The organism is Pseudomonas lijiangensis (assembly GCF_018968705.1).
Taxonomy (GTDB): Bacteria; Pseudomonadota; Gammaproteobacteria; order Pseudomonadales; family Pseudomonadaceae; genus Aquipseudomonas; species Aquipseudomonas lijiangensis.
In genome coordinates, this window is the sequence record NZ_CP076668.1 from 4,191,133 (window position 1) to 4,206,373 (window position 15,241).

16 protein-coding genes are annotated in these 15,241 nt (G+C 58.5%); 10 read left to right on the top strand and 6 right to left on the bottom strand.

The genetic code is table 11. From position 1 onward, the window contains the following. Positions 1-15 precede the first annotated feature (15 nt). From KQP88_RS17340 to KQP88_RS17350, 3 genes are all read right to left on the bottom strand, one after another. Entirely contained in the window at positions 16-714 is a 699-nt protein-coding gene (locus KQP88_RS17340; protein WP_176767540.1) for a segregation and condensation protein A, read from the bottom strand. 119 nt (positions 715-833) lie between these two features. Beyond that, positions 834-1,463, bottom strand: a complete 630-nt coding sequence (locus KQP88_RS17345; protein WP_198725034.1) for an L-threonylcarbamoyladenylate synthase — start codon at positions 1,461-1,463, stop codon at positions 834-836. A gap of 13 nt (positions 1,464-1,476) precedes the next feature. Beyond that, the gene (locus KQP88_RS17350; protein WP_216703728.1) at positions 1,477-2,340 is read right to left on the bottom strand and encodes a PHP domain-containing protein; all 864 of its coding nucleotides are present in this window, start codon (positions 2,338-2,340) and stop codon (positions 1,477-1,479) included. A gap of 67 nt (positions 2,341-2,407) precedes the next feature. Between KQP88_RS17350 and KQP88_RS17355 the strand changes: the two genes are divergently transcribed. The 6 genes from KQP88_RS17355 (at position 2,408) to KQP88_RS17380 (ending at position 6,566) form a co-directional block, all read left to right on the top strand. After that, entirely contained in the window at positions 2,408-3,007 is a 600-nt protein-coding gene (locus KQP88_RS17355; protein ID WP_198725030.1) for a septation protein A, read from the top strand. 1 nt (position 3,008) lies between these two features. Further along, complete coding sequence (locus tag KQP88_RS17360; protein WP_198725029.1) at positions 3,009-3,308, top strand: YciI family protein; 300 nt, start codon at positions 3,009-3,011, stop codon at positions 3,306-3,308. Between the two features lie 137 nt (positions 3,309-3,445). Then, positions 3,446-3,859: a translation initiation factor 2 gene (locus KQP88_RS17365; protein WP_200992563.1), complete on the top strand. Its 414-nt coding sequence runs from the start codon at positions 3,446-3,448 to the stop codon at positions 3,857-3,859. A 7-nt stretch (positions 3,860-3,866) separates the two neighbouring features. Further along, complete coding sequence (locus KQP88_RS17370) at positions 3,867-4,544, top strand: response regulator transcription factor (RefSeq protein WP_216703729.1); 678 nt, start codon at positions 3,867-3,869, stop codon at positions 4,542-4,544. Positions 4,545-4,685: 141 nt separating this feature from the next. Beyond that, positions 4,686-5,147, top strand: a complete 462-nt coding sequence (locus KQP88_RS17375; protein WP_216703730.1) for a Spy/CpxP family protein refolding chaperone — start codon at positions 4,686-4,688, stop codon at positions 5,145-5,147. Positions 5,148-5,225: 78 nt separating this feature from the next. Beyond that, on the top strand, positions 5,226-6,566 hold the full coding sequence (locus tag KQP88_RS17380; RefSeq protein ID WP_216703731.1) for a sensor histidine kinase: 1,341 nt from the start codon (positions 5,226-5,228) through the stop codon (positions 6,564-6,566). Positions 6,567-6,599: 33 nt separating this feature from the next. On the opposite strand, the gene KQP88_RS17385 is transcribed toward KQP88_RS17380, so the two are convergent. Next, a complete protein-coding gene (locus tag KQP88_RS17385) occupies positions 6,600-7,160 on the bottom strand; it encodes a nitroreductase family protein (protein WP_025261223.1) in 561 nt (186 codons plus the stop codon). A gap of 162 nt (positions 7,161-7,322) precedes the next feature. On the opposite strand from KQP88_RS17385, the gene KQP88_RS17390 reads away from it, so the two are divergent. Further along, a complete protein-coding gene (locus KQP88_RS17390; RefSeq protein WP_200992566.1) occupies positions 7,323-8,777 on the top strand; it encodes a TrkH family potassium uptake protein in 1,455 nt (484 codons plus the stop codon). A gap of 57 nt (positions 8,778-8,834) precedes the next feature. Continuing rightward, positions 8,835-9,146 carry a DUF962 domain-containing protein gene (locus tag KQP88_RS17395; RefSeq protein ID WP_200992567.1) on the top strand — a complete coding sequence of 104 codons (312 nt, stop codon included), beginning with the start codon at positions 8,835-8,837 and terminating at the stop codon, positions 9,144-9,146. Between the two features lie 6 nt (positions 9,147-9,152). On the opposite strand, the gene KQP88_RS17400 is transcribed toward KQP88_RS17395, so the two are convergent. Beyond that, positions 9,153-9,974: a UDP-2,3-diacylglucosamine diphosphatase gene (locus KQP88_RS17400; RefSeq protein WP_216703732.1), complete on the bottom strand. Its 822-nt coding sequence runs from the start codon at positions 9,972-9,974 to the stop codon at positions 9,153-9,155. Between the two features lie 99 nt (positions 9,975-10,073). Beyond that, on the bottom strand, positions 10,074-10,376 hold the full coding sequence (locus KQP88_RS17405) for a SelT/SelW/SelH family protein (RefSeq protein ID WP_200992569.1): 303 nt from the start codon (positions 10,374-10,376) through the stop codon (positions 10,074-10,076). 407 nt (positions 10,377-10,783) lie between these two features. Here KQP88_RS17405 and KQP88_RS17410 point away from each other — a divergent pair, with 407 nt between their 5' ends. Both KQP88_RS17410 and KQP88_RS17415 read left to right on the top strand, forming a co-directional pair. Further along, a complete protein-coding gene (locus KQP88_RS17410) occupies positions 10,784-11,665 on the top strand; it encodes a DUF4123 domain-containing protein (RefSeq protein WP_216703733.1) in 882 nt (293 codons plus the stop codon). Further along, positions 11,658-15,041 carry a T6SS effector BTH_I2691 family protein gene (locus tag KQP88_RS17415; RefSeq protein WP_216703734.1) on the top strand — a complete coding sequence of 1,128 codons (3,384 nt, stop codon included), beginning with the start codon at positions 11,658-11,660 and terminating at the stop codon, positions 15,039-15,041. The genes KQP88_RS17410 and KQP88_RS17415 overlap by 8 nt, the downstream gene beginning before the upstream one ends. Positions 15,042-15,241 lie beyond the last annotated feature (200 nt).

Sequence of the window (15,241 nt, forward strand, 5' to 3'; positions counted from 1 at the left end):
GATTCAGTTCTTGCTCTACTCGGCTCGCGCCCGGACATGGATCGCCGCAAAGGGCTCGTTTTGGACCAGCTCGACCAGAGACTCCTTGACCAGCTCAAGCACGGCCATGAACGTCACTACAACACCAAGCCGCCCTTCTTCAGCGGTGAACAATTCGGCAAAAGGCACAAAACCGCCGCCCTTGAGCCGCTCCAGCACATCGCTCATGCGCTCGCGGGTCGACAATGCCTCACGGCTGACCTGATGGCTTTCGAACATGTCTCCCCGGTGCAGCACCTCGGCCATGGACATCAGCACTTCTTCCAGACTGACGTCCGGCAACAGCTTGCGCGCCCTCGCTTCGGGGGCATCGAGTTTGGGCACGATCACATCGCGCCCGACCCTCAGCAAGCCATCGATCCCTTCGGCAGCAGCCTTGAAACGTTCGTACTCCTGGAGGCGGCGGATCAGTTCGGCACGGGGATCTTCTTCATCCTCTTCCACTTCTGCCGAACGCGGCAGCAGCATGCGCGACTTGATCTCGGCCAGCATCGCGGCCATCACCAGATACTCGGCGGCCAGTTCGAGCCGCACGGTTTTCATCAACTCGACGTAACCCATGTACTGGCGGGTGATTTCCGCCACCGGGATGTCGAGGATATCGATGTTCTGTTTGCGGATCAGGTACAGCAGCAGGTCAAGCGGCCCCTCGAAGGCTTCGAGAAAGACTTCCAGAGCATCCGGCGGAATATAAAGGTCCAGCGGCATTTGCGTGACCGCCTGCCCATAGACCAGTGCGAACGGCAGTTCCTGCTGGGCATCGGCCTGGCTGTCTACCGTTTCCAGGTTCGTCATTACGCTTCTTCACCGAACGGCGTCGGATCACCGCAACCCACACGGATGATCTGCGGTTCCCCATCAGCCAGGTTGATGACGGTGGAAGCCGAAATGCCACCCATGCCGCCATCGATGATCAGGTCCACTTGATGCTCCAGGATCTGGCGCATCTCATAAGGATCACTCAGGGGCACACTGTCGCCGGGCATGATCAGGCTGACACTCATCAGCGGCTCACCCAGTTGCTCCAGCAAAGCCTGGGCAATTGGATGACTGGGCACACGCAGACCGATGGTGCGGCGCTTGGGGTGCAGAATCAGGCGCGGCACTTCACGGGTTGCATTCAGAATGAAGGTGTAAGGCCCCGGCGTGTGGGCCTTGAGCGCGCGGAAGGCGCCGGTATCGACCTTGGCGAACAGCCCCAGTTGCGACAGGTCGCAGCACATCAGGGTGAAGTTGTGCTTGTCGTCCAGCTGGCGCAGACGACGAATGCGCTCGATGGCGCTCTTGTCGCCGATCTGGCAGCCCAGCGCATAGGACGAATCGGTCGGGTACACCACCAGCCCGCCGGCTTTGATGATTTCCGCGGCCTGTTTGATCAGACGCGGTTGCGGGTTCTCCGGGTGGACCTGGAAAAATTGACTCACGGTAACTTCCTGTTCAGACGGAGGCTGGAGGCTGTTCATGTTTGAATCTGCACCACAATGGCGGCAGATCTTCGGGCAACGGCCGGTATATACCGATCTCGGACCATGCGCCAGGGCCATGGAAATCGCTGCCGGCGGTAACCAGCAGACCGAACTCACGGGCCAGTATCGCCAGGGTTCCGACCTGATCGGCAGGTTGCATGCCATTGACCACTTCGATGGCGTGACCACCAGCCTGGATGAAATCGGCGACCAGTTTACGCCGTTTACTGCGTGTGAAGTCATAATGCGATGGATGCGCGAGGCTGACCCAGGCACCTGAAGCCCGCAAAGTGGCGACGGTTTCGTCCAGAGTCGGCCAATGCTGCTTCACATCCCCCAGCTTGCCCGCCCCCAGCCATTTGCGAAAAGCCTCGGCACGATCCTTTACAAAACCGGCACGCACCAGATAGTCGGCAAAGTGCGGTCGGGCCGGAGCATTACCGCTGTCGCCCAGCTCCTGCTGGATCGCCCGGGCACCTTCCAGCGCCCCAGGCATACCTTTTATCGCCAATTTGCGACTGATTTCCTCGGCCCGGAGCCAGCGGCCTTCGTGCAAACGATCGATGGCTTCCACCAGCGCCGGGGCCTCCACGTCGAATCCGTAGCCCAGAATATGGATGGTTGCTCCTCCCCAGGTGCAGGACAGCTCGACGCCATTGACCAGTTGCATCCCCAGGGAATGCGCGGCCGCGCGGGCTTCTTCGAGGCCTTCGACCGTGTCATGGTCGGTCAGCGACAGGACCCGCACACCGTTTTCATAGGCACGGGCAACCACGGCCGCTGGCGCAAGAGAGCCATCCGACGCGGTGCTGTGGCAGTGCAGGTCAACATTCATATTCGGGAGCTATCGCTGTCTTTGATGTTTGTTATTATGCCGTCACATCCTGCTTCTGGCTGCCATTGTGAAACAATTCATAGACTTCATCCCGCTGATCCTGTTTTTCATCGTCTACAAGACCGAACCTCGCGCTGTCGACATCCTGGGCAACAGTTACATGCTAGGCGGGATTTTCAGTGCGACCGCGATGCTGATCGCCAGCTCCCTGGTCGTCTACGGGATCCTGTACGTCAAGCAGCGCAAACTGGAAAAAAGCCAGTGGCTGACCCTGGTAGCCTGCCTGGTCTTCGGCAGCCTGACACTGGCCTTTCACAGCGAAACCTTCCTCAAGTGGAAAGCCCCGGTGGTCAACTGGCTGTTTGCCCTGGCATTTGCCGGCAGCCACTTCATCGGTGATCGCCCGCTGATCCAGCGCGTCATGGGCCACGCCCTGACACTGCCTGCTGCAGTCTGGGTCAAACTCAACATTGCCTGGGTCCTGTTCTTCATTTTCTGCGGTGCGGCCAACCTGTATGTGGCCTTTACCTATCAGGACTTCTGGGTCGACTTCAAAGTCTTCGGCAGTCTGGCCATGACCCTGATCTTCCTGGTGGCTCAAGGTATCTACCTGAGCCGTCACCTGAGTGACGCGGCCCCTTCTTCCACTACCAAAACCGAGGACTGACATGCTCTACGCCATCATTGCTACAGATGTTCCCGACTCGCTGGAAAAACGCCTGAGCGTACGTCCTGCTCACCTGGAGCGCATCATCGCCCTCAAGGACGCAGGCCGTCTGGTGCTGGCGGGTCCACATCCAGCCGTGGACAGCAATGATCCAGGCCCGGCCGGTTTCAGCGGCAGCCTGATCGTCGCCGAGTTCGAGTCCCTGAGCGCTGCCGAAACCTGGGCCAAGGCCGATCCGTTCGTTGCCGCAGGCGTCTATGGCAATGTTGTGGTCAAGCCGTTCAAGCAAGTCCTGCCATAAATGCAACGCCCCCGATCCTGTCCGCCTGGGCAGGATCGCGCAACACCCTCCTGCCTCGCGATACTCATCATTCCCGCCTCCCTGCCGACAACCTCATCGATATTTCGAATAGAAACGGCTCTATCAAGGGAGTTCAGATGCGTCCAGGTGTGTTGTGTCTGTTGATGATGGTGTTAGCGGTAAACAGTGCCGCTCAGGCCGAGGAAACCAGTGATTCCGGCAACGTGCAGGCATTGCATTTGCCCAGCCCTGCCAGCCGGATTGCCGAGCTTGAACAGCGACTCAGGGAAAGCGAGCGCCTGCGCGAAGAACAGCTCAGGCTGGCGCAGAATGCCGAGGCCGAGCGTGAAAGCGCGCAACTCGCACGTTTGCGTCAAGAGAACCAGAGACTCAAGCTGCAGCTCAAGGAAGCACAGTCCATCGCGTCATCACGCTTGCTGACCGAACAGCAGCAATGGTTCATTGCAGGCGGTGGCGTTGCGGTAATAGCCCTGGTGTGCGGTATATTTGTCGGCGGTCGACGTAAGCAACGTCAGCAATGGCTAAATTGAGTGAGTCATGAGCGAGCTGTTACTAATTGATGATGATCAGGAGCTGTGTGAGCTTCTGAGCAGTTGGCTGAGCCAGGAAGGTTTTCAGGTCCGCGCCTGTCACGACGGCCACAGTGCGCGTCGGGCACTGGCGGAAACCGCTCCGTCTGCCGTGGTGCTGGACGTGATGCTGCCCGATGGCAGCGGCCTTGAACTGCTCAAGCAACTGCGCACCGACCATCCCGAGCTTCCTGTGGTCATGCTCTCGGCCCGGGGCGAGCCTCTGGACCGCATCCTCGGCCTCGAACTGGGTGCCGACGACTATCTGGCCAAACCCTGCGACCCGCGGGAACTGACGGCCAGGCTGCGCGCCGTACTGCGCCGCAGCCATCCGGTCGCCACCTCCAGCCAGCTTGAACTGGGCGACCTGTGCTTCAGCCCGGTGCGCGGCGTGGTCAGCATCGATGAAAAAGAACTGACCCTGACCATTTCCGAAAGCCGCCTGCTCGAAGCGCTGCTGCGTCAACCGGGCGAGCCTCTGGACAAGCAGGAGCTGGCGCAGCTGGCCCTGGGGCGCAAACTGACGTTGTATGACCGCAGCCTGGACATGCACGTCAGCAACCTGCGCAAGAAGATCGGCCCGCATGCCGATGGCCGGCCTCGTATCGTGGCGCTGCGTAGCCGCGGTTATTACTACAGCCTGTGAAGCAAAAGCCCCGGTGCCTGGTAAACCCGGGTGCCGGTTCGCTTTACACAAGCTTTACCGAGGGCTGACCGCCCTTGACCTTGATCTCCCTAAACTGGGCTCCAACGGCAACGAGCCGCACCAGAGACAAGGAGATTCACCATGCGCAAGACCCTCATCGCTTTGATGCTCGCAGCAGCACTGCCTACCGTCGCCATGGCCGTACCACCACCGGGTGGCCCGGAAGCCGACGTACCGGGCATCCATCAGGATCGCGATCATCGCGGCCCAGGTCCGGAAATGAAACGTGGCCCCGGCCCTTTTGCCGATCTGGATCTGACTCGCGAACAACGCCGTGACATCGGTAAATTGATGGGCGAGCAGATGAAAGACCGCCGCGACGTCACCGAGCGCTACCTGGCCAAGCTGCCCCCGGCAGACCAGAAAGCCATGAAAGACGAACTGGATGCCAAACGGGCCAAGACCGACAGCGAGATCCGCGCCCTGCTCAAGCCGGATCAGCAGAAGGAGTTCGACGAGATTCGCAAGAAACAGGAAGAGCGCCGCGCCGAATGGGCTGAATTCAAAGCCTGGAAAGCGGAAAAGGCAAAAAAGGCGCAATAATCGCCAGACTGTAAGTTGCTACTTAACTCAAACCCGACAGGCTCCCTGCCTGTCGGGTTTCTCCATTGAGGTCATCCTGTGCGTTCATTGTTCTGGCGAATCCTGGCCAGCTTCTGGTTAGCCATAGCCTTGGTTGCAGGCCTGTCGATTCTGCTTGGGCACATGCTCAATCAGGATGCCTGGATTCTCAGCCGTCATCCGGTCCTGAACGAGCTGCCGAAAAAGTGGGTGCAGATCTATGAGGAGCAAGGCGCAGCCACGGCACAGGACTACCTGCAGAACGTAAAGCGCCGCAACCGCATCGATGTGCAGGTGCTCAATGACAATGGCGAACCTGTAGTGCTCGGCACCTTTCCTCCACGGGCAGCAGCCTTTGAAGCCCGTCAGCAGGACGACTCGCGCCAGTTGCCATGGCGCCGCCTGACCACCGAATACACCAGCGACAGTACCGGCATCACTTACCTGCTGATCTTTCGCATCCCGCATCCAGAGATCGAAGACTGGCACCGCCAGAGCCTGATGTGGCCACTGAGCGCACTGGGCATCGCGCTGGTGGTACTGACGCTGTTCAGCCTTTTTGTAACGCTCTCCATCACCCGGCCACTGAGTCGGTTGCGCGGTGCCGTGCACGATCTGGGGCAAACCAGCTATCAGCAACACAGCCTGGCACAGCTGGCCAACCGCCGGGACGAGTTCGGTGTACTGGCGACCGACTTCAACCGCATGGGCGCACGCCTGCAAAGCCTGATCGGCAGCCAGCGTCAACTGCTTCGCGATGTGTCACATGAATTGCGCTCGCCTCTGGCCCGACTGCGCATTGCCCTGGCACTGGCCGAGCGGGCGGAACCGGCAGAGCGGGAAAAACTCTGGCCACGCCTGGGCCGCGAATGCGACCGCCTGGAAGCCCTGATCAGCGAGATTCTTGCACTGGCCCGCCTGGATGCCGACTTTGGCAGCCCGGAGCCTGTGGAACTGGGCAATATGCTGCAGCGCCTGAAAAACGACACGCAACTGGACGACGAACCTCAGAACATCAGGGTTCAGGTCCAGGACAACCTGCAACTGCAAGGCTGGCCGGACATGCTCGAACGTGCGGTGGACAACCTGCTGCGCAACGCCCTGCGCTTCAGTCCGCCGGGACAGCCCATCGATGTGCAGGCCATGCGCGTGGGCAATCATGTGCAACTGAGCGTGCGCGACCGCGGCCCCGGCGTCGCGGCAGAACATCTGCCACAACTGGGCGAACCGTTTTACCGCGCACCCGGCCAGACAGCGCCCGGCCACGGCCTGGGCCTGGCCATCGCCAAACGGGCGGCGGAGCGTCACGGTGGCAGCCTGACACTGGGCAATCACCCGGAAGGCGGCTTCCTTGCCACGCTGGAAATACCGATGGAACCTGTCAACCCGCAGACAAACTGATCGATTCCGGTCGCTCGCCCGAGCGACCGGTCATCAGCCCTGCCACTCGCTGACAAAACCACCCACGTCCACTTTCGGCGCTTCACGTGGCGGGTTTTGTGGCGTGCCCAGATACAGGAAGGCAATGACCTCTTCGTCATCGGCCAGTCCGAAGCCCTTGGCAACATGGGGTGAGTACGACAGATCGCCCGTACGCCATACCGCTCCGACACCCTGGGCATAAGCGGCCAGCAGCACGGCATGCGCGGCGCAGCCAGCGGTAATCAGTTGCTCCTTGCGCGGCACCTTGAAGTGATCCTGCAAGCGCGCAACCACCACGACCACCAGCGGAGCACGCAACGGCCCCAGACGCGCCTTGTCCAGAGCCTGGGGCGTGATTTCACCACCACCCTGCTGCAGAGCCTCGACCAGCAACTCGCCCATGCGCTCGCGAGCCGGACCTTCGACCGTGATGAAACGATAAGGCCGCAGTTGACCATGATCGGGTGAGCGCAAGGCTGCGCCAAACAGGATTTCCCGCTGTGCAGCATCCGGAGCGGGATCGACCAATCGTGGTACAGAAACACGATTGAGCAAAACGTCGAGTGCCTCCATGGGCGACCTCCTTGAGAATTGATCGGGCATTCTAGAATGGGTTCAGAGTCAATAACGAGCACGTCGAACAATTACTTACCACCAATGACCTTTGCCAGTCGGTTTACATGCCCTCTGGCACAGGTAAAATGACCGCCCTTCCCTATTCAGTCCGAGCAGTTCATGGCGTTGCCGACCCTTCGCATTATCGGTTTCATCATCGGCATATTCCTGATCACTCTGGCAGTCGCCATGATCGTGCCCATGGCGACACTCGTCATCTACGAGCGTTTTGAAGACCTGCGCTCCTTTCTGTGGGCCAGCGCCATCACCTTTATCGCGGGCCTGGCCCTGGTTGTGCCGGGCCGGCCGGAACATGTGCATCTGCGCCCACGGGACATGTACATGCTCACGGTTTCCAGCTGGATCATCGTGTGCATCTTTGCCGCTCTTCCCTTCCTGCTGACCCAGCACATCAGCTACACCGACTCCTTCTTCGAGAGCATGTCGGGCATCACGGCCACCGGCTCGACCGTGCTCAGCAATCTGGACAGCATGTCACCGGGGATTCTGATCTGGCGCTCCATGCTGCACTGGCTGGGCGGCATCGGCTTCATCGGCATGGCAGTAGCGATCCTGCCACTGCTGCGCATCGGTGGCATGCGTCTGTTCCAGACCGAGTCTTCCGACCGGTCCGAGAAGGTCATGCCACGCTCGCACATGGTGGCCAAGTTCATCGTCCTGGCCTATGTCGGCTTTACCGCCCTGGGCAGTCTGGCGTTCTGGGCAGCAGGCATGAGCCTGTTCGACGCAATCAACCATGCAATGTCGGCGATTTCCACAGGCGGTTTCTCCACGTCCGACCTTTCCCTGGCAAAGTGGCAGCAACCGGCGGTTCACTGGGTCGCAATCGTGGTGATGATCCTCGGCAGCCTGCCCTTTACGCTTTACGTGGCAACCCTGCGTGGCAATCGCAAGGCGCTGATCAAGGATGAACAGGTTCAGGGCCTGATCGGTCTGCTGCTGGTGACCTGGCTCATGATGACCCTCTGGTACGGCGCCACCACCGATCTGCCCTGGAGCGACGCACTGCGCCATGTGGCCCTTAACGTGACGTCAGTGGTCACCACCACCGGCTTCGCCCTGGGCGACTACAGCCTGTGGGGCAATTTCTCGCTGATGCTGTTTTTCTATCTGGGCTTCATCGGCGGCTGTTCAGGCTCGACGGCGGGCGGCGTGAAGATTTTCCGCTTCCAGGTGGCCTACATCCTGCTCAAGGCCAACCTCAATCAGTTGATCCACCCGCGGGCCGTCATCAAGCAGAAGTACAACGGACACAGGCTGGACGACGAAATCGTTCGGTCGATCCTGACCTTTTCGTTCTTCTTCACCATCACCATTTGCGTCATCGCCCTGCTGCTCTCCCTGCTGGGCCTGGACTGGATGACAGCCCTGACCGGCGCCGCGAGCACGGTATCCGGCGTGGGGCCGGGCCTGGGTGAAATCATCGGTCCAGCAGGCAATTTCTCCACACTGCCGGATGCTGCGAAATGGATTCTGTCCGCCGGCATGCTGCTGGGGCGCCTGGAGATCATCACGGTGCTGGTGCTTTGCGTACCCGCGTTCTGGCGGCATTGATGCAGGGTTCACCTTCACTCGGCTAGACTGGAGCGAGCTGACATGAGGGTGGGCATCATGGATCACGTCAAACGCTTCACCAGCTTCGCCGAGTTCTATCCTTTCTATCTGCAGGAACACCGCAGCAGCACCAGCCGACGCCTGCACTTCATCGGCACCAGCCTGGTGATTTTCCTGCTGGCTTTCGGTGTCGGCAGTGGTCGATGGTGGTTGTTGTGGCTGCTGCCCGTTGCCGGTTACGGCTTTGCATGGGCCGGGCATTTCTTCTTCGAGAAGAACCGGCCAGCCACTTTCAAGCATCCGTTCTATAGCCTGCTCGGTGACTTCGTCATGTACCGGGACATGCTGCTGGGCAAGGTGCCGTTCTAGACAGCATCAGACGACGGACTCAACCACAGGCTCCTGCTGCGCAGCGGCCTTTTGCTGAAGATGGGCGTCGGCCAGACGAAACAGTTCGATGGTGCCGTCCAGATGCTCGATCAGGGCGGTGCAGGACTCTACCCAGTCGCCGCAGTTGAGGTATTCCACCTCCCCGACCCTGCGGATTTCAGCATGGTGAATATGCCCGCACACCACGCCATCGAGGCCGCGCTTTACACATTCGTGGGCAATAGCTTCCTCGAAGTCGCTGATGAAACTCACGGCTGTCTTGACCTTGTGCTTCAGGTACGCCGACAGCGACCAGTAACCGTAGCCGTACTTAGCCCGCCAGTGGTTGAGCCAGCGATTGAGGGTCAGCGTGAATTCGTAGGCCGAATCCCCCAGAAAGGCCAGCCAGCGGTGATAGCGCGTGATGACGTCGAACTGATCCCCATGAATCACCAGCAATCGACGACCGTCCGCCGTCACGTGCACGGCCTCGTCCAGTAACTGGATATTACCCAGGATCAGTTTCGAGTAACGGCGCAGAAACTCATCATGATTGCCGGTGATATAAATCACCTCGGTGCCACGCTTGCTCATGGTCAGCAAGCGACGTATCACGTTGGTATGCGCCTGGGGCCAGTACATGCCGCTGCGCATCTTCCAGCCGTCGATGATGTCGCCCACCAGATACACCTTGTCGGCCTGATAGCGCTTGAGGAACATCGACAGATGCTCAGCCTGACAGTCGCGAGTGCCCAAGTGCACATCGGAAATCCACAAGGTCCGCACACGTTGCTTGGAGCTGGGTTTGGCAAGCTGAGCACTGCTCATGGGAAGACCTCCGGCAGGTTTTCCAAGAGAGTGCGGCATGCGGGTTAATTGAATGTGACGCCCGCATGACCGTGTAGTGACAGAGCCCCAGCGCTGCTCTTACGGATTTTCAGGCTGGCCCGACCTGTCGTTGTGGCCCAGATCGCGCAGCGGATCGATCTGGTCACGCACCCGCTGCTTGAGCACCTTGGCCTCCGGAAAGCCCCCGTCAGCCTTGCGCTCCCAGATCTGCACGCCCGCGCAGGTGATGCGAAACACCCCACCCGTCCCGGGCTCCAGAGAAACCTTGCCTAGATCGTCCGAAAACGTACTCAACAACTCCTGGGCCAGCCAGGCGGCGCGCAACAACCACTGGCATTGGGTGCAATAGGTAATGACAACTTCAGCTTTTTCGAGTGGCATGGACGAGCTCTTCAAGACAAATCAATTGATATACCCATGATAGGGCACCTGATAAACATTCCTTGTTTTCATGACGTATGTGGAACTCCATTTTTTAACTGCCCACCTATCAATAGTAGCCACAAGCCTTGATGCGCAATGTTTTGCGCACTCCATCTGCAAAAAACACTCTGCAAACCGCTACAGCCCTTGCAGATCAAGCCCGCCACCCTGCTGCGCACGATATTGCGCACATGCGCATTTTTTTGCGCAGTTAATCAGGAGAATTTGCTCAAAAAACAGGCAAAAACCGCTCATATAAAATTCAAGCTATTGATTTAAATAGGGAAATAATTTCAGGCATGACTCTTGATAGAGGCTATGCCATTAAGCGAGCAGCGTCGCTCGCAAGAACAAAGGAACAAGGGATGTTCACACCTGCTTACAAGGCCAATTACATGCTGATCGATGGTGCCCTGCACCCGAATGTCATTTGCCAACTGCAACAACGGAACGAGCCTCTGGAGATCCTGCCCCTTTACCTGTCGACATGCCTGGAGCCTGTCAAAGAGCAAGGACCGATTCTGGTACATGCGCCTTTCGGCACAACCCTGATGACCGAGTGGCAACAGACTCCAGCCCAGCATCTGTATGCCAGTGTCTTCGCCAGTCAGGCCCCCTTGCGCACCGTCTCCAGCCATCTGCGCCACTTTCTCCAGCCAACGGACCACCTGGGCAACAGCAGCCTGCTGCGCTTTGCCGACCCCGTCGTGACGTATTTCTGGTTGTCGAGCTATCCCCAGGATCATCTGGACTCATTGCTGGGACCAGTCACCGACTTATGGGTCAAGACACCGGTTCATCGCTGGCACACCCAGCCTGATCATCCTTTCACCCACTTTGCCCACAACAAACCACTCCAAGACTGGGACCCACGCTTTGCGCTGCAAGGCGAACCGCAACTGGCCGCCTTCGAGCAGGCTGGCAAGTGGCTGTTCATGGAGCAGCTTCATGAATGGCTCACCGATCACCATCCATCGGCGTTCACCAACCAGACGAGCGAACAGGTCCAGAGCTGGATGGAGCAAGTACTGGAAAAAGGCCGGGCATGGGGACTGGCAAGTGATTACTCCTTCGTCGCCTGGGCAGATATCTGCCACATCTGGGGCCTGGACTTCATGGATCGGGCTGAAAGCCCTTACCAGCGCTGGCTGACGCAGTTCCCCGAAAAGGCGCGGCTGCCTCCCGAAGTTCGTGTCGAAGTGATCGCCGAATACGCACGCCACACCACGGGCGCAGCAAATGACTGAAAAGCACGGCACCCTTCAGCAACGGCGTGCAACCCGCTTCGACAAAACACCCTCCAGCGCAACCAGCCTGTGTCCCTTCAAGGGGCCGGACGTGGCGATTGTTCCGGTGCGCTACGCTCTGGATCGTTCCCGTTACGATGTCGACCCCGAACAGCTCAAGCCCTTGCCCGCGCAAGGCCAGTGGAGCGCCTTGCCCAGGCTCAAGACCCGCAGTTACACCTTGCGCCAGCTCTATGATGGCTATGTCTATGTGTTCGACGAAACAGCAGACACCTTTCATGAGTACACCTTCTCGGGCGTCGATGCCTGCCTGACGCGCATCGTCTGGAGTGCGGCCCATCAGGGGCAGGATGTGCGCAGCGGCGAGGGCGACGGTAAACCCTATCTGCTTTATCCCCGCAAGCACCGCCTGCACCTGGCCTTTTCCCCTGTGCAATGGACGTGGCGCATCTGCGAGCACATGCGCTCCCATGCCGACAGCCGTGCCCTGTGGATGAAGCCGGTGGACCTGGCGCGTTTCTGCACCACCCTGAACGAACCCGACACCTTGCCCCTGCTGGATCTGGCCACCGCCGTGGCCGATATCGACAAGGAATACGTGGTCGAGGACAAACGCTTTGCCGATTCGTCCATTCCTACCGCTACGCCTGAATCTCAGGACCCAGTCGCAAAATCGATCGTGACGCCACTCGGAGCCGATGTGTACTGGCTGGGCAGCGTCCCGGACAAATACAGCTCGCTGCTGATTGCCCTGGACGACCCGCTGGGTGTGCTCAATGACTTGGGCCTGCAACTGGCGGGGGATCAGGCGGCCTTTCAGACCTGGCAACAGGAGCACGAGCACAAACTGCAGATGGCCCAGACCGTGGCGCTGCTCTGCGGTGCCAATGGTGACCTGCAACAATTACCCGAATCGGTGCGCGATGACCGCCTCAAGACGCAGCAGTACCTGAGCGAGCTGGAAACCTGTTTCGATCAGATGGACCAGGAGGACATGCTGACCCAGCATGGCAACTCGCTGGGTGGCTATTTGGGCACCGGCGACATGTTCAAGAGTGTGGACATGCGCCATACGTTGCGTACCCGTTATGGCCGCTACCCGTCCCAGGAAGATCGTCAGGCCTGGAAGGATCGCGAAAAGTGGCGTCGTGAAGTCGATCTCGAAGGCGCACGCGCCTATCTGCAAGAACACCTGCCCCTCAGCGAAACCCTGCTGCAACAGGTGCGCGACACCCAGTCCGACTTTCAGGCCTGGGCCGAACATCTGGGCAATGACCCGCTCCGGCTGTTCATCGACACCACCACCCCCAATACCCTGCTGTACCTGCAAACCGTCATGACCCATCTGCTGGTCGTGTATGGGCAGGATCAGCAGGCCAGTGCCTGGCTGGCCGAGCAGGAGGCCAGCGGCAGCAGCCTGTTCGGGACGATGCGCTACGGATTTTCTCCTGCCCTCAAGGAAGCCCTGCACCAGGAAGCCAACGCGCTGCTCAACGGCCTTGGCGACTTCACCAACCTCGCCACCCGCGCCGGTGAACTCAATGCCGCACTCAATCATCAGGGTTTCGCCGACGCGGCCTGGATGAAAAAGCTCAAGCAACCGGTGCGGGACACCTTCAAGGCCCTGCGCGAACTGGCGGGTGGTGCAGGCAAGACGATTGCCGAAAACATGCTGCTGGCCTGGGTGCCGGTCGACAGCCGCCTGGCCCTGGGTAAAAGCCAGAACCTCGGGGCCTTGATCCGCAACTTCATGATCGGCCAGATTCTGGCCAACAGCCCGGCACTGAGCCGCCTCAACGAACAGATTGCCTCCAGACTGAAACAGTGGAAGCGCGAGCAGCGTCATTTGGTCAAACAGATCGACGACACCCGCCATAACTGGCTCTATCCCCTCGCCCCCCGAGAACGCCGACACCTGGCGCGCCAGCTGCAATCACGACTGGACGCCCTGCGCCTGCATGAACTGAACATCCCGGGGCTGCTGGACTTCCAGAACAACCAGTACGCTCAGCTGCTACAGGACGAAATCCGTGCCTTCTGCAAATCCGGCCTGGACGTCGCCAAGGACTGGCACACCCGCGCCAAGGCCTGGAGCGAACGCCTTGGAGGCTTTGGTGCCGCGATTACCTGGGGCGTCATCCTCATCAACTTCATCAACACCGCATTCCTCTACGAAGACCTGACCCGCGATGGCGACTTCAGCGCCAAGGACATCGTCAAGGTCGGCTACAGCCTGGGGTACAGCTTCAACCTGTTGATGGCAGTGTTTGTTGAAGCGCCGTGGGCGGTGATCAAGGAGGCGAAGCCGATGCTGATTGACGGCAAGAGCGTAGGGATACTGGATCGTCCGGCGGCTTACTGGACCAAACAGGGGAATGCGGCCTGGGGTGAGGCGATTCGTGGGTTTCGGGTCACGATGGTGGCGTTGGGCGCTTTTGCAGTGGTGGCGGCGGTGTTGGAGATTTGGGATATTAGAGGCGATTACCAGAATGCTAAAACCGAGGAGGAGAAAGCAGCGCTTTTTGTAAAAGGCATTTCTGTCTTTGTGATGATTACTGCCGGTACATTTCAATTAATTGCAGGCCTAACTCTATACAGTAAGGTCGTGTTTTTTGTGATGAGTACGTGGTTTACCATCGGTCTTCTAATAGCAGGTGTCGTTTATTTAATTGCCACCATGGTTCTGAACTATTTCAAGCAGGACAGTGTCGGTTGGTGGTTGAGGAAATGCTGCTGGTCGCGCTCGTCTGAACATCGGCATACGGATACTCCAGAAGGAAAGTTCGAAGAAAAGCGCGCTCTATTGGAGATCCAGTTAAGCCCGCAAATCCTCATTAAAAGCACGGTTGAATATAGGCAGGTATACATAGGTGCAGCCGGGTATGTAAATATGCCAGTGCAAAACGGTGCCTGGATACAAATACGTTTGCCTGAAACCATACGCGGGCAATGGGTTCAGCTTAACGTAATCAGCAGTACACGACCTTTCGGTTTTCTGCCTACGGAGGAAGCCAATACACCCATTGCAGATAAATTTGAAGAGCTTGGCAAGTTTACTCAGCTCAAGGAGTTCGGCAGGCTCGGCAATGAACAAAAGCCCTATCACCCATCGGATCTGTATTTTCCGAGTTTTCCTGCGGGCGAGGATGTTGTCTGGCAGACCTGGGTTCCGCTGAGGGAAGATGCCACCTACATCGAGTTGCAAATCTGGTATCCGAAGGCAGTCGGTGTCTCGGGTGAAAAAGCTCAAAGCTATCTTTACCAGATAGAACTAAGCCAAGAGGGAAGCATGGTTGTAGATGGCTCAACACTCACACAAATTGAAGTCAGTAAAAAAAGCCGTGCCAACGCATTGATCCTTGCTCTTCCGGAATAAGAAATATGATGAATAACATAATGCCTTACAATGCAGAGCAGAGCGTACCTTCTTGCAAAGAGATATCCGTAATGGTTTGGAGTGTCAAAACAATTGACTGCCCACCAAAGGAATTAAGAAAGATTTATATTGTAATAATATTATCATGCCTCTTACCCTTTCTCTATTGCCTATGGATGATGTGGGATACGCTTCCTGAG